Source organism: Chryseolinea serpens (assembly GCF_900129725.1).
Lineage (GTDB): Bacteria > Bacteroidota > Bacteroidia > Cytophagales > Cyclobacteriaceae > Chryseolinea > Chryseolinea serpens.
Map to the genome: position 1 here is coordinate 460,409 of NZ_FQWQ01000004.1, position 13,768 is coordinate 474,176.

General features: G+C 47.0%; 14 protein-coding genes. 9 read left to right on the plus strand and 5 right to left on the minus strand.

The features are described from left to right. Positions 1-87 precede the first annotated feature (87 nt). Entirely contained in the window at positions 88-495 is a 408-nt protein-coding gene (locus BUB30_RS26470; RefSeq protein WP_073140609.1) for a DoxX family protein, read from the minus strand. 120 nt (positions 496-615) lie between these two features. On the opposite strand from BUB30_RS26470, the gene BUB30_RS26475 reads away from it, so the two are divergent. Continuing rightward, positions 616-954, plus strand: a complete 339-nt coding sequence (locus tag BUB30_RS26475; RefSeq protein ID WP_073140612.1) for a winged helix-turn-helix transcriptional regulator — start codon at positions 616-618, stop codon at positions 952-954. Positions 955-993: 39 nt separating this feature from the next. On the opposite strand, the gene BUB30_RS26480 is transcribed toward BUB30_RS26475, so the two are convergent. Beyond that, on the minus strand, positions 994-3,504 hold the full coding sequence (locus BUB30_RS26480) for a TonB-dependent receptor plug domain-containing protein (RefSeq protein WP_073140615.1): 2,511 nt from the start codon (positions 3,502-3,504) through the stop codon (positions 994-996). Between the two features lie 715 nt (positions 3,505-4,219). Between BUB30_RS26480 and BUB30_RS26485 the strand changes: the two genes are divergently transcribed. Then, positions 4,220-4,480, plus strand: a complete 261-nt coding sequence (locus BUB30_RS26485; protein ID WP_073140618.1) for a helix-turn-helix domain-containing protein — start codon at positions 4,220-4,222, stop codon at positions 4,478-4,480. A 168-nt stretch (positions 4,481-4,648) separates the two neighbouring features. Here the strand turns inward: BUB30_RS26485 and BUB30_RS26490 are convergent, their stop codons facing one another. Next, positions 4,649-5,269: a DUF4136 domain-containing protein gene (locus BUB30_RS26490; RefSeq protein ID WP_073140621.1), complete on the minus strand. Its 621-nt coding sequence runs from the start codon at positions 5,267-5,269 to the stop codon at positions 4,649-4,651. 392 nt (positions 5,270-5,661) lie between these two features. Here BUB30_RS26490 and BUB30_RS26495 point away from each other — a divergent pair, with 392 nt between their 5' ends. The 4 genes from BUB30_RS26495 to BUB30_RS26510 all read left to right on the plus strand — a co-directional run bounded on the left by BUB30_RS26495 (position 5,662) and on the right by BUB30_RS26510 (position 9,396). Continuing rightward, positions 5,662-6,135: a response regulator gene (locus tag BUB30_RS26495; protein WP_073140624.1), complete on the plus strand. Its 474-nt coding sequence runs from the start codon at positions 5,662-5,664 to the stop codon at positions 6,133-6,135. Positions 6,136-6,168: 33 nt separating this feature from the next. Then, the gene (kaiC, locus tag BUB30_RS26500) at positions 6,169-7,674 is read left to right on the plus strand and encodes a circadian clock protein KaiC (RefSeq protein ID WP_073140626.1); all 1,506 of its coding nucleotides are present in this window, start codon (positions 6,169-6,171) and stop codon (positions 7,672-7,674) included. Positions 7,675-7,766: 92 nt separating this feature from the next. Next, positions 7,767-8,096, plus strand: a complete 330-nt coding sequence (locus BUB30_RS26505) for a circadian clock KaiB family protein (protein ID WP_073140629.1) — start codon at positions 7,767-7,769, stop codon at positions 8,094-8,096. A 13-nt stretch (positions 8,097-8,109) separates the two neighbouring features. Continuing rightward, positions 8,110-9,396 (plus strand): sensor histidine kinase, encoded by a 1,287-nt coding sequence (locus BUB30_RS26510; RefSeq protein WP_073141202.1) that lies wholly within the window; start codon positions 8,110-8,112, stop codon positions 9,394-9,396. Between the two features lie 51 nt (positions 9,397-9,447). Here BUB30_RS26510 and BUB30_RS26515 read toward each other — a convergent pair whose 3' ends face one another. Together BUB30_RS26515 and BUB30_RS26520 are read right to left on the minus strand one after the other, a co-directional pair. After that, entirely contained in the window at positions 9,448-11,091 is a 1,644-nt protein-coding gene (locus tag BUB30_RS26515; RefSeq protein ID WP_073140632.1) for a serine hydrolase, read from the minus strand. A gap of 80 nt (positions 11,092-11,171) precedes the next feature. Next, a complete protein-coding gene (locus BUB30_RS26520) occupies positions 11,172-11,519 on the minus strand; it encodes a DUF6249 domain-containing protein (protein ID WP_073140634.1) in 348 nt (115 codons plus the stop codon). Between the two features lie 107 nt (positions 11,520-11,626). Here BUB30_RS26520 and BUB30_RS26525 point away from each other — a divergent pair, with 107 nt between their 5' ends. The 3 genes from BUB30_RS26525 (at position 11,627) to BUB30_RS26535 (ending at position 13,714) form a co-directional block, all read left to right on the plus strand. Continuing rightward, on the plus strand, positions 11,627-12,214 hold the full coding sequence (locus BUB30_RS26525) for an RNA polymerase sigma factor (RefSeq protein WP_073140637.1): 588 nt from the start codon (positions 11,627-11,629) through the stop codon (positions 12,212-12,214). Beyond that, a complete protein-coding gene (locus BUB30_RS26530) occupies positions 12,211-12,534 on the plus strand; it encodes a hypothetical protein (RefSeq protein WP_073140640.1) in 324 nt (107 codons plus the stop codon). The genes BUB30_RS26525 and BUB30_RS26530 overlap by 4 nt, the downstream gene beginning before the upstream one ends. Positions 12,535-12,682: 148 nt before the next feature. After that, on the plus strand, positions 12,683-13,714 hold the full coding sequence (locus tag BUB30_RS26535; protein ID WP_084138416.1) for a helix-turn-helix domain-containing protein: 1,032 nt from the start codon (positions 12,683-12,685) through the stop codon (positions 13,712-13,714). Positions 13,715-13,768 lie beyond the last annotated feature (54 nt).

Below are 13,768 nucleotides of genomic sequence, written 5' to 3' on the forward strand. Positions count from 1 at the left end.
TAGAACGTCATGTTGCTTTGTTTAAAACGTCAATTTGGATATCAGGACCTAGGGAGGTTTAATGGTGAGCGGATGACCAGGGTTGTTTTATTTTGACGCTATCGGCACCCTCCTAAACCTGCCCCATGCTACGAAAGCGGCCATTCCCGCAAAGACAATATTTACCCCGATCACAGAGGCTTCTCCTCTCACAATATGAAAAACGCTTGCGCACACCATCAGGGCAATAAGCCCAAGGGCAGCCAGAGGTGTGAGTTTAGGTTGCACGCGAAGCGCGGACGGCAGGGTCAACCCTGCGGCACCCAGCACATCCACCACGCCGGTTAGTTTTACGAATGCCAAAGGGATCTCACCCGTCCACGGCCACATCGCAGACAGTTGTTTTATAGGCTGAAACAATTTTAGGGCACCGGCCCACACCAGGGTGGCCGCCAGAAGAAGTTGGACTGCCCAAAGGGCAAGGTGAAGGGCTTTTGAGTTTTTTGTTGTTGTCATACTGTGGTCCGTTTTAGGATGGGCCAAAGTAGGTACATTTGCTTTCCGTTGGAAAGCGCTATCCCGTTGGATAGTATCTTGCCAATGGGATAGTGAAGCACACAAAACGAAAAACAAGCCATGCTGACCAAAGGTGGATGTCCGAAGAATATGCTCTCCATCCGGGATGCCTTAGAAGCCCTGGAAGGAAGATGGAAGTTACTGATCCTGTTTTCACTACAGCCGGGCGCCAAGCGATTTAAAGAAATATCCAAAGAAGTGACCGGCATCACCGACAAGACGCTGTCCAAAGAGTTGAAAATTTTAGAGATGAACCAACTGGTGAAAAGGGAGGTCTATGACACGTTCCCTCCAACAGTGGAATACACCATCACGGCGCACGGAAAATCGCTCGAAAAGGTAATGGAAGAATTACATTATTGGGGCCTGGCACATCGCAGGGAGATCATGGGAAAATGAGCTGTCGAAGTGGCGATCACACCTTTGGAAACCGTTCTCTCATTTAAGACCATACGTCAGGCTGACATAATACATCCCTCCGATAGAAGGCCCTCCTAAGTAGGAATAGTAATGCGTATTGGTGAGGTTGGTTGCACCACATTTCCAGGTCACGCCCACCATCTTCCAGTTCACTTGGGCGTTGAGGGTTCCAAAAGAAGGCACGGTTCCGTTCACCAGGAAGGATTGCCAGTAATAGGCGGTTTGCCAGCGGTAGTTGAGCATCACACCCACGCGATTGAACAATTGGCTGTTGCCGATCGATACATTGTACATCCATTTTGGTGTATTGAATCCATCTTCCAATCCATCGCCGCTGGTTCGGTGTTGCAATACGGCATAGGTCGCGTTTCCGCTGGCCACAAAGTCTTTGTAAAATTTATACGACAATCCAACGCTTGATCCATAGTTGTAGGCCACGGTCATCGAGTTGGTCCACATGCGGTATTTGTCCTGGCCCGTTTTTTTGTTCATGTAGTAGGGGATGGAGTCGGCTATCGTGGTTTTGGGAACATTCACTTCCACCTGCGCGATAAAGTCATTGTATTGATTGAAATACACATCGATATCCACTTTCAGATTTTTGAATAAGACTCCCCGGTAGCCCGCTTCGAACGATTGAATGTGTTCCGGTTGAAGGTAGGTATAACCATTCTTTTTCAGCAGCCCCTGGTTGTTAACGATGGCCTGGTTCACAGAAATGCCATTGGTGTTCACATCCTTGGTAACGGCCGCCTGAAAGGCATCGACCGACGCCCGCAGATAGGAGTTCTCGAAAATGCCGTGCGACATCACCGGCAGGCCACCCACTCTTTTCACACCACCGCTGTTGATGTTGGAAAAAGCTTCAAACACACTCGGAAAGCGAAACCCGCTCTGAAAAGAAAACCGGAAACTTTGATTGGGCCCGGGCGAATACACGACCGTAAAGCGCGGATTCCATTTCACGTCATAGTATTGATTTTTATCTGCACGCAGGGTCGCGCCTATTTTTAGTTTGTCGTTCCATATCGTTTTCGTGGCTTCCACAAACGCACCATATTTATAATACACCAGGTTCTTGCCCGGCTCTTCCGGGTTAATAAAATAATTGCCGTCGGGCACGATCACGTATGAACGATAGTCGCCACCCGTCAACAAATGAATATAATTCCTGACCACACCCGATAGATCATACTGGATGTCGCCATGATACATTTGTGATTTTACGCGGAGTGCCGCACCATAGTCCCAGTTGTTGATGTTGCGGAGCTGGCTGATCATATTGGAAAACTCTTCCGTTCCGGGCACCGGCCTGCCCTGATCGGCCGTGGCACGGGCGAGGTGATGGGCTTCGGCTACGGTGGAGCCTGCATTGACGGCCGACGTGAAACGGTTGGAATAGTCGGTGTACCATTGATTGTCGGGCTTGAATGTGCGATCGATATTTTCCGCCATCGACCGGGCGTTGTAAGACTTCCCGGTGTTCTCGATGTTCACATAGGCATGGGCCAGGAGGTTGGCGTCCTGGTAGGTAAGCGCATGTTGCTGGAGAATGTAATCTTCGAGCCGGAAGCGATTCGCCCGCTGGTACACGTTGTTGATGTCTGCAAAGCGGTACGTATACGACAGTCTTGACTGGGGACGGATCTTATAAACCAATGTGGCATCCGCCTTTATGTTTTTCAAGGTGTAGTCCACGACCTCTTTTTCAAGATAACCCGTTCGCGCCACAACATAATTTTTCCCATTGAGGTTGATGGTCCGCCTGTCGGACGATTCGTTGCCATAGGAATTGACAGGGTCGAGGGCCGGGTTGTCGGCACCCAACAGTCCTGTGGTGGCATTTGCGTTGGGGTTGATGTCGGTGAGATTGTTAGCGACAAAATCATAGCCCCGCATATAGGTTCCATTGATTTTGTAAGCAAAGCGATCCGATGCCTTTTGTGCCCAGCGAAGCGCGATTTCGGAGAAAAGTTTATTTCCATCGGACGGCGATGCGTTGTTGACGCCCATCTTTTGCTGAATGCTCAGTCCCGTGTTTTGAAAAGGATCGAGCGATGTGAAGTTGGCCAGGCCGTTGATGGCGTTCATTCCGTAAAGCGCCGAGGCCACCCCGGGAACAATTTCGGTGCTCTCGAGATCCAGATCGCTTGGCCCCATCATGTTGGCGATAGGCGCCCCGATGTGCGGGGCCTGGACATCGGTCCCATCCACCAACTGAACGAAGCGCACGTTGGTCGTATTGGCAAAACCCCGCGTGTTGATCACCTTGAACCCCAGGCTTGGCGTGATCAGTTGGACCCCCTTGATGAAATCCAGCCCATCAAAAAAAGAAGGGGCCGGAGACTGCTGAAAGGCCTTGCGCGTGGTCTTTTCGACCGTCACCGGCGACTTGTAGATATCCTCGAGCGACCGGGAGCCGGTAACCACCACTTCATCCAATTGACGTGTGGTTAAAGAGTCTTTCTGTTCTTGCGAAAAGGCTTGAACGGACAAAAGTGCAAGCGCTGCCGTGATAACTAGCTTCACAGGGTTTTAAGGATTAGGTTGCTCAAATGTAAATATTTTTTCAATCGGTATGTATAAGTATACATATCGATGGCCAACGAAGTTAAGAAAATGCAGTAATCATTTGTACGGGGCTCTCGGGCGGAGGAGCAGGGTTCACCCGTTTTCTGCTAATGACCGGTTGTTCCTGCCCAACGGAACGGCGTCACAGCTATACGCCAATCCATTGACGCTGGATGGGCCGATGACTCGGGCTTCGATCGTCCCGCCAACGGCTAGGGTGACTCAACCCCCGGCAGAACGACAGACCCCTTTCGTAGCGGGCGATGTGAAATGAATCGGAAAGAATCCGATTTGTTGATTGCGGATGCAGCAAAAAATAGGATGGCCATAAATGAAAACGGGGTGAAGGCCCGTCTGACCTTTACCCCGCTAAACCTAATTTGTTTTTAAAGTATAGAAAGAAAATTAGCAAAAAATCATTTAACAAATCCCTGAGTCGGATGAATGGAGCGTCCTAAAAACAATTCCCAAGTAAAAACCCCAACAGCAGGGGTTAAACATTTTACCTTTTAAGATAATCGACCTGGAAATAGGCGGGTATGTGAACAAAAGTCCTCGGTGCGTAGAAAAAATACGCATTAAAAGTGCATCCCATGGGCAATTCGGGTTGGCAGGATGTGCCAAAGGGAACGGGCATGCAATTTGATTTTTATCTGGTGATTAATTTTTCACCATGAGAAAGACAACAAAACAATTTAGAGATTTCTTGATCCACATTGGTGCGAACCTGTCGGGTCTGCGCCAAATGAAAGGCTATACAACCGTGAAGCAATTTGCCAACCGGTATAAATTGCCGGCGATCCAATACTGGAGAATTGAACGCGGAAAGGCAAACCTTACCTTAAAGTCATTGGCAAGGATATTGGACATTCATAAAATCTCGGTCCAGGATTTCTTTTGTATAATGGCCAGTCAGAATTTCGCACTAACGTGACGCCTGAAAAGAGACTGTGTAGGTCTGGCGTTTTGTTAAATTGAAATAATCCATGTGCTTTAATCTGTTTTAACCTGTGAAACCTTGGAAGCCTATCTCCAAGGTTTTTTTATTATAAAAGAAAAGCCCCGCCGGGCTTTCTTCTTTTGATAAGGTGTGCTTTTTCGGTTAGCTGATCGTGTGCTTCGATCCTGGTGTCAGCATCTCGCCCGGGTGAACGGGATATTTTTTCAGGATGGCTTTGATGCCTTTATGGATCTGCTTCGACAGACTGCTGGTGTACTCCACATTTCCTTTCACCGTTCCACGCCAGATCAAATCGTTCGACGCCTTGTCAGTGATGTCGATGATCAGGGTTCCCCGTGTGTAGTCATAGCTTCGTCCTCCGTAATAACCGTAAGGCATCATGCCATAGCCGTAGGGCATGTACATGTAACCGAATCGATAGGGCATGATGTAGGGTCCATACATAAATGGACCGTAGGGCGCGGTGGAATAGGAATCCCTCCGTTTTTCCGTATAAGTTTTGTAGCTCACGAGAAAGTCGGGATGTTTGGCGTCGAAATAGATCCCACGCTTGGCGAATTCTTCCTTCACGGTGGTTTTGATGCGCTTGTCGATCAGGCCGCCCCGGTATTCGGGATTGTCTACCTTTATTTCGGAAGGCCCCCAGGCAAAAGTGCGATAATGGCCGAAGTCGATGTCGCGATCAAAATCCGTCACCGCGCACGCCGCAAGTCCGAAGACCAGTGCGGTTGCCAGTATGAACTTATTTGATAGCTGTTTCATTTTCTTATTTGATTTTTATCTTACTACATAACACATAGTCGCTGTCAATTTGTTCCGTTTTTTTGATGATCACGCTCAACGTAACATCCCTTCTAATATTGTCTGAAGCGTCGACGGGCGTGTCACGCTCCGACAGGATGGTAATCCCGGCTCTTCTGATTGGGATCTAAACATAAGGCACTGCCGGCTGTTCAGCCTGTTATCCTTAAGGGCAGATCATGGTGGCAATCTGTTAAAAATGCAACTTTTATCGATTCTTATATAATGCGAATGGCCCCCGATTCCTTGAAATTGCGGTAGCTGTGGGGCGACAAATAGGTGTAGCATATTCATCTCCAGCTTGGACCATCTTAAAGGTCGTTGCACGGTACGATTGATAGCCATTGAGTTGTATGACAAATAAAGACAAAATAACCCCGTCGCCGGATTCACTGCATGTTTTGCTCGCGGACGATGATAGCGATGATCGCTACTTTTTTAAAAAAGTTATAGACGAAATGTCTATCGCTGTGAAACTCGCAACCGTTGCAAACGGCGAAGAATTGCTTCTCTACCTGAAAGCGAAGCCGAAAAATCCGACGGATATCCTTTTTCTGGATCTCAATATGCCCAAGAAAAATGGCTCCGAATGCCTGGTGGAGATCAAGAATGACCCCAAGTTCAAGCGTTTGCCAATTGTGATCTATTCCACTTCCCTGAGCAAGAGTGTAGCTGACTTTCTCTACGACCATGGCGCCTATTTTTACATTCATAAAACGGACACGGCCGAACTCAGAAAGGTATTGCATCATCTTCTTTTAAGTTTATCGGAGCATAAACTCGATCGCCCAAAACGAGAGGAGTTTGTTATTCAAAAGTTTGTATAAGCTGTCACCCTCTATCCACGACAATATGACCCTATGCGAAAAGTGAAAACGTCAAAAAAACCAAATAGTAAGTTCCCAAAGTCATTAACAGGCATACAGGGCCTGGATGACATTACCCAGGGTGGTTTTCCAAAAAATCGCCCCACGCTGTTGTTGGGTAACACAGGCTGTGGGAAAACGATCATGGCGATGGAATTTATTGTGAATGGCATCGTGATGTTTAACGAACCCGGCGTGTTTATGGCCTTTGAAGAAGACACGGACGAACTCGTCGTAAACGTGGAGTCGGTGGGCTACAACTTAAGCAAGCATCTTTCGGAAAACAAAGTATACCTGGAGCATGTACGCGTTAATCGTGATGAAATCTCGGAAACGGGCAATTATAGTATTGAAGGTTTGTTTGTGAGGATGGGTCGGGCCATCGACAAAGTGAACGCCAGGCGCGTTGTGCTGGATTCGTTGGATACGTTGTTTTATGGACTCGATTATCATACACTTCGCTCGGAATTGAAAAGACTTTTTTCTTGGTTAAAGCAACGAAAGGTAACCGCCATCATTACGGCGGAACTCGGCGATGGCTACCTCACCCGCCACGGTCTGGAGGAATATGTAGCCGATTGCGTTGTTGTTTTAGACAACCGGGTGACTAACCAAATCGCCACGCGGCGGCTGCGTATCGTGAAATATCGCGGCTCTGTTCATGGCAATAATGAGTACCCGTTTATCGTCGATGAAAAGGGAATCACTGTTTTTCCCATCATCAGCGAGGCGTTCCAACAGAAATCAAGTACAAAGCGGATTTCATCCGGCCTTGCCGATTTGGATGACATGTTGGGGAAAAATGGATTTTACGAGGGGAGCAGCGTTTTGATATCGGGTACGGCCGGCACGGGAAAAACAAGCTTGGCGGCCTCGTTTGCTTATAGCGTTGTTCGTGACAAAAGTCGTTGTCTCTTCTGTGCATTCGAAGAAGCGCCCAACCAGGTGATCCGGAACATGGAATCTATCGGATTTCGCTTGGGGCCCTTTATCGAGTCTGGAATGCTGACGTTCTATTACTCCCGGCCCTCGCTACAAAATCTTGAATTGCATTTTATCGCGATCAAGAAGATTATCACCGACCTGAAGCCCGTGGTGGTTATTCTTGATCCCATTACCAATTTAATGACCGAGGGGCCCAACAGCGATATCAGGTCCATGCTAACCCGTTTTGTTGATTTTTTGAAAACGCAACGCATAACCGTCATGTTTACTGCGGCCATCACCGTGGGGTCGATAGAGCGAAACCCCAGCGATGAAGGCATCTCGTCGATGGTAGACACCTGGATAATGGTTCAGGATATTGAGGTGGATGCCGAGCGGACACGGAGCTTGTGCGTCATGAAATCGAGGGGCATGCACCATTCCAATGAGGTGAGGAGATTTGTCATTTCAGGAAAGGGAATCAGTTTAGCGCCGATTGTTAGGAGTAAAAAAGACCTTCTGTCGGAAGCGAAAAGAACGGCGCGTGAGCATGGGAATATATCCACATCGAAATAATCGAACGGATGGATAGTAAGGGGGCGTAGCATTGGAATGGCTTGTCGATCAAACAGAAATTTGATGAACACTTTATTTGAAAAACAAAACGGATGACAATTTCAAAAAGGAAGCCCAAAAAGGAAAACGTTAAGGCGAAGGCAGACGCCCCGGGCAATAAATATGTTCTCCGGCTATTTGTTACCGGCATTTTACCAAACTCAACGCAGGCTATTATAAATGTGAACAAGATTTGTGAGAAGTACCTGAAAGGAAGATATGATCTGGAGATCATCGATATTTATAAACAGCCCTTTTTTGCGCTTCAGGAAGGTATCGTGGCAGTGCCTGTTTTGATAAAGAAATTCCCGTTGCCCGAGGAAAGGGTGATTGGAGATTTGTCGGATACTGATAAAGTTTTGAATGGACTGCATCTTGTGTAATGAATTCAATGCCATGTTAGTAAAGACAACGGATCAAGAGGTCGCAGCGCTGAAAAAAGAGGTGGAAAGCCTCCGAGAGCAGTTGCGACTGGCCAGGCAGTCGAGTGATGCCATTCGGGCCGGAGATATTGACGCCCTGGTAATTGGCAACACGGAGAAGTTTAAAGTTTACACGGAAAAGACATCCGACAAGATCTACCGCATTTTAGTGGAAAGAATGTATGAGGGGGCCGTCACGCTTATGGGTGATGGCGCAGTGCTATATGGCAATTCCGCTTTTGCCAACATGGTGAATATTCCTTTGGAAAAATTGGTGGGGACAAAGTTCAGAACCTTGATCGGTTTTTCAAGAAAGAAGTGGGATGCTTTGGTTAAGCAAAGCAAGAAAAGGGTAATGAACGAAGAATTGCTTCTACTCGCCCATGAGGGCAAGACCACGCCCGTTTTACTGTCCATGAATGCGTTATCCATCGATGACCAACATGTTTTAAGCGTCATCGTCACCGACCTCACGATTCATAACAAAAACCAGGCAGAACTGAAAAACAGAACGGAGCAACTGGAACAAAAAAATGTAGAACTCGAGGACGCCAATTTGGATTTAACGGCTTTTACCTATGTATCAAGCCATGACTTACAGGAACCGCTCCGTAAAATCCAAAATTTTGTAAGCTGCATACTCCGGGACGATGAAAATAATCTATCGGAAAGCGGGAAGCGGTATTTTGATAAGATTAGCCAATCCGCCCTGCACATGCGCACCCTCATTCAGGATTTGCTACTTTATGCGGAGACAAAGAATAGCGAGCGAAAGTTTGAGCTTACAGACCTGGAAACCATTGTGGATGACGTTAAAAAAGAGCTTGAGGATGTTATTCAGGAAAAGAATGCAACGATAGAAACCAGCCCTATGTGTGATGCGAATATTATCCGATCGCAGTTTCGTCTGCTTTTTCAGAACCTTATTAGCAACTCGATCAAATTCGTGAAGCCTTCCACGGCGCCCCACATTAAAATAGCGAGTGAAGTGATACGATGGAGTAAGCCCAACGGCTTGAAACTCGAACCGCATAAGGACTACTGTCATATCACCTATACGGACACCGGTATTGGCTTTGACCCGCTCTATAAAGACCGGATTTTCGAAGTGTTTCAGCGCCTTCACAGTCAGCACGAATATAAAGGAACGGGGATCGGCCTGGCGATCTGCAAAAGAATTGTTGAAAATCATCATGGGATAATTTTTGCTTCAGGCCAACTGAACGTTGGAGCGCGATTTGATATTTATATCCAGGCTTAAATCGCTAAAGCCGGGTTGAGCGCAGAATGATGGTTGGCGGTTTATTTTTTTTTATTTGATTTTGACGGCGTTCATCTCGCCCGTTTGAATCTTTGTCAGGCTGATCACATCGCCATTTTTATCCAGGTTGAATATGATCTTTGCGTCAATCTCTTTGGCGAAAAACTTATTTGGCGCATACGGCAGGATCTCTTTTTTATCTTGCCCAACCTGACCGTATAATTTTTCGCCTTCTTTGACGATGGAGAAGACAGGACCAGGCGAAAATTGATAGTCTCCAACATATTTCTCAAGAGCCTTCATGTCAACTTTTATAGCCTTCAACGTTTCGACTGCTCCGGACGCGCGGCTCCATTTGACGGACAGTCCCGTTCCTTTCTCATAGAACGAAGCGACATGACCCTTTATGTCCCTTTCGAATTCCAAACTGACCAAACTGTTTTCTATAAAGAACTTGTCCTTTGCAAACGGTACGAGTACTGATTTGGATCCTCCTTTGCTAAAGTACAAGAGCTGCCCATCTTCGTGTGCGATAAATTTTTCTTCGTGCGCCGATGCATAGGCCGCGGGGTAGGCTTCAAGCGCTTTGGATGACGTTTCGATGCTGTTCCATTGATAAGGCTTTTTCAGAACGATCGCCGCCATTTTTGACGCTGTTTTTTCGAGATCATCCGTGCAATCGCAATTTGAAAAGATGGCGACAAATATCTTTTCACCCGGCAGATAGACGGCAAAGGTTACGAATCCATTTATCCGGCCGGAATGCTTGACGGTCGGACTCCCTTGGATATTGCCTAATTCCCAACCATAACCATAGCCCGTCAACCTTCCATCGGCAAGCTTGTAGGAAGTGTGCGCTTTCGTTAAGCTCTCAGCAGTGAGAACTTTATTGTTCATCAAAGCAACGTGCCACGTCAACAGGTCATCCACAGTGGAGAGTATGGAGCCGGCAGCATAGGGTAAGGTCATGCTGAGATAGTCCGAATTCTCAAAGTGACCATTCCTTTTTTGATAGCCGGAAACCCGCCCCGGAATAACAGGCGAAGCATTGTCATAGAACGAATGCTTCATGCCCAACGGCTTTAAAAAAGTCTCGCGAATATATTCAGCATAAGTTTTTCCCGAAACCAGCTCGACGATATAGCCGAGCAGAATGTAACCGGAATTGGAATACCGGTAGTCGGTGCCGGGCGGAAAGTCCATAGGTTCATTCTTAAAAAAGTCAACCAGTTCTTTTGGTGTGATGTCCCTTCGCTTGGCGGGCGTGTCAAATTTGCCCAATCCCGTGTAGTTCTTTATGCCTGAAGTATGAGTGAGCAAATGTTCGATGGTGATCGCATATCCGTGCAGCGGATAGTCCTTAATAAACCGGGTGATGGTATCCGATAGGGACAACTTACCCTCTTCGGCCAACCTCAGGATGGCGGAGGCGGTGAATTGTTTGGTGATCGACCCGATTCGAAAGAGGTTGTCCGGCTTCATGTCGACATCCAATTCCAGATTCGCTTTGCCAAAGGCTTTTTTATAAAGTATCGCCCCCTCTTTTGCCACCACGACAGTGCCACCTGGGCTTTCAATGGATAGTTGTTCTTTCAATAGACGATCAAAAGATTCGTCATATTCCTGGCTAAAGCCATTCACCGGCATGAGGACGGTCATGGACAGGCATAGCAATAGTATCAATGAGGTTTTCATTTTGCGTGAGTTTTTTGGTAAGACTGTTTTTTAACGGGAAATTTTAGCCGCTCTGCTTCGTGCAGTGGAGGAGTGACCGGCTACGTGTTGTTGTTTTTTTGCGTGGCTTTTAAAATGTAGTAGGAGACCAGCAAACTGATTCCCAGAAACAAAAAGATGGCAAAGGGAAGCATCAGGTACTGGGCTCCTTCTATTTCAAGCGAATTCAGAAAGGCACCGACCAGAATACCGAGCGAAATGCCAATGCTGACAATGCCAAGGGTGAGGATAAGGGGCAAGTAGTGCGTACCGCCTTTGAAAAAATCAGGGGGCAGCCCTTTCTCCAGGATGGCCATGCGCTCTTTGTAGCGTGTGGTGAAATAATAGTAGCTTATTCCAAACACCACCAGGGATACCGAGATAAATAGTGCGGCAGACGTTATTTCCATGAGTGTATTTCTAGGGTTTTTTGATCATTTTCACATAAGACTGCCTTTTGAAGAAAGTGGTCACAAAATGTGACCGTTTTCTTTCGGAAGCAGTCTAAAGGCTCAAAATGGCAATAAAAAGAGATCCCCATACGGAAGACACGTTTCTGGAAAAGGCCATTCGGGGCGACAAAGCCGGCTTGGAATATTTAGTGAGCGCTTATAAAAATTTAGCCTATACGATTGCCATCAGGATTGTTTTGAACCGGGAGGACGCGGAAGAAGTTGTGCAGGACGCCTTCATGAAGGCCTTTGCGTCGCTGAGCAAGTTTAAAAAAGCTTCCAAATTTTCAACCTGGCTCTACCGGATTGTCTACAACACTGCGCTGACAAGCAAAGCAAGCAAGCGAATTTCGGCCGTGGATTTGAACGGCCGCTTCGTGAATGAACAATACATCAGCGTCGAAAACCAGCAATGGGATTTGACGCGAAACACCGAGCGAAAAAAATATGTCGAAATAGCCCTTAGCAGGCTTTCGGAAGAAGAACGGCTGATCATCACATTGCATTACATCGGCGAACTGAGCATTTTGGAGATCTGCGAAATTGTGAACATGAAAAAGTCGGCGATCAAAATGCGCCTGTTGCGCGGCAGAGATCAGCTAGAAGTTGAATTGAAATTGTTGTTAAAGGACGAAGTAAAAGATCTATTATGAAAGAGCATGACAGCAAAGAGAAGGAACTCATTGCCCTTCTAAAGGAAAGTGGCCTGGAAAAACCCAGCGAATTGTTTTCTGAACGGCTGACCTATTTGGTCGTTCACCATCATCGGAGACAATTGGCAACAGAGACCAAAGCAGAGAAATGGCTTGGGAAATTTATTCTTTCGGTGTTGGTCTTCTTTAACTTGCTATTCCTTTACTATCTAAATCCCTTCGCCATTCAACCCGGACTTTTTATTTCGGTGGCTGCATTTGTTGTTGGCCTGTGGGTGCTCGTTGTTTTGGCGCGAAAGCTGCAGTCCTTTATTCCCTAGATCGCGGTCAATTTGCGAATCAGGTGCATTTCAATTATTTTTCAGATTAACGACAAAGTGCAGGCAATCAAGAATGTTTTGCGTGATCTTTAGCTTTGATCGAGTTTAACGGAAACAAATCACGCCGTCGCGCCGTAACGAGTAATGCATGGGAATCCCGTTTGAAATATTATTACTGACAAGCGGAGCAGGCGCTTTGCAAAGTGCGTTTTTTAGCGCTTATCTTTTTTCGATCCGCAAAGAAAGAAGTCTTGCTAATGTCCTACTCGCGTTGCTTCTTCTGGCTTTTGCGATCCGAATCGTAAAGTCCGTCGTCTATTACTTTTCCCTCGGGCACCAGGTTTCTACGGTGGTGATGAATTTAGGTTTTGGTGCCAACCTGGCCATTTTTCCCCTGCTGTTGCTCTATCTGAATTCATTCCATCAAAAGGACTATCGATTTGATTGGCTGCGACACGCGCCCCACCTGGCGCCTGCGTTAATGGTCATGCTTCTGAGCCCGGTGCTTACTCCCTATTTTTGGATGAAACAACATGGGTATGCGGTCTCCCTTTGGTCTGCCGCCCTGTATCTGCCGTTTTGCATTCGGGTAGTCGTAAGAAACTTCCAAAAAATAAACGCTACGCAAAGGGTTTGGGCACTCAGTGTTATGATCGGGGTCGTATTGGTCTGGGCTGGATACATGGCAAATTTTATTTTTGGCATGGTTCCCTACATTGTCGCACCGGTTGTATTTTCTTTTCTGATCTATTTCCTGAGTTATCTGGGACTGAAGAAAGGAGAGATCTTCAGACAACGGGAAAAGTATGAGCGTTCTGCTTATAGCGAACACCAAATTGGCCGGTGCTTTGAAGATTTGCAAGCCTGGATGAACAGGCAACACCCCTATAGAGACGCGTCCATCACCCTGCCAAAAATGGCCGACCAATTGAAGGTCCCCATGAACCTGCTGTCGGAGACCATCAACCGACGCACGCAACAGTCCTTCCCGGACTACATCAACAGCTTCCGGATCAAAGATGCCCAGGAACGTTTGAAAGACCCGGCCAACGACCACGAAAAGATCGCGACGATAGCGCATGAAACCGGGTTTAAAAGCATCTCGGTGTTCAATGCCGCCTTCAAAAAGCATGCGAACACAACGCCATCGGCCTATCGCAACGGTCCCTCCAGAGCATAACGACTTTTTTATTCCTGTTTTATAAATCCGGTAGCCAAAAACGCCCGATTTATA

Coding starts and splice junctions, on each gene's coding strand:
- BUB30_RS26470 (WP_073140609.1), bottom strand. CDS start 495: ATGACAACAACAAAAAACTCAAAAGCCCTTCACCTTGCCCTTTGGGCA.
- BUB30_RS26475 (WP_073140612.1), top strand. CDS start 616: ATGCTGACCAAAGGTGGATGTCCGAAGAATATGCTCTCCATCCGGGAT.
- BUB30_RS26485 (WP_073140618.1), top strand. CDS start 4,220: ATGAGAAAGACAACAAAACAATTTAGAGATTTCTTGATCCACATTGGT.
- BUB30_RS26490 (WP_073140621.1), bottom strand. CDS start 5,269: ATGAAACAGCTATCAAATAAGTTCATACTGGCAACCGCACTGGTCTTC.
- BUB30_RS26495 (WP_073140624.1), top strand. CDS start 5,662: ATGACAAATAAAGACAAAATAACCCCGTCGCCGGATTCACTGCATGTT.
- kaiC (WP_073140626.1), top strand. CDS start 6,169: ATGCGAAAAGTGAAAACGTCAAAAAAACCAAATAGTAAGTTCCCAAAG.
- BUB30_RS26505 (WP_073140629.1), top strand. CDS start 7,767: ATGACAATTTCAAAAAGGAAGCCCAAAAAGGAAAACGTTAAGGCGAAG.
- BUB30_RS26510 (WP_073141202.1), top strand. CDS start 8,110: ATGTTAGTAAAGACAACGGATCAAGAGGTCGCAGCGCTGAAAAAAGAG.
- BUB30_RS26515 (WP_073140632.1), bottom strand. CDS start 11,091: ATGAAAACCTCATTGATACTATTGCTATGCCTGTCCATGACCGTCCTC.
- BUB30_RS26520 (WP_073140634.1), bottom strand. CDS start 11,519: ATGGAAATAACGTCTGCCGCACTATTTATCTCGGTATCCCTGGTGGTG.
- BUB30_RS26525 (WP_073140637.1), top strand. CDS start 11,627: ATGGCAATAAAAAGAGATCCCCATACGGAAGACACGTTTCTGGAAAAG.
- BUB30_RS26530 (WP_073140640.1), top strand. CDS start 12,211: ATGAAAGAGCATGACAGCAAAGAGAAGGAACTCATTGCCCTTCTAAAG.
- BUB30_RS26535 (WP_084138416.1), top strand. CDS start 12,683: ATGGGAATCCCGTTTGAAATATTATTACTGACAAGCGGAGCAGGCGCT.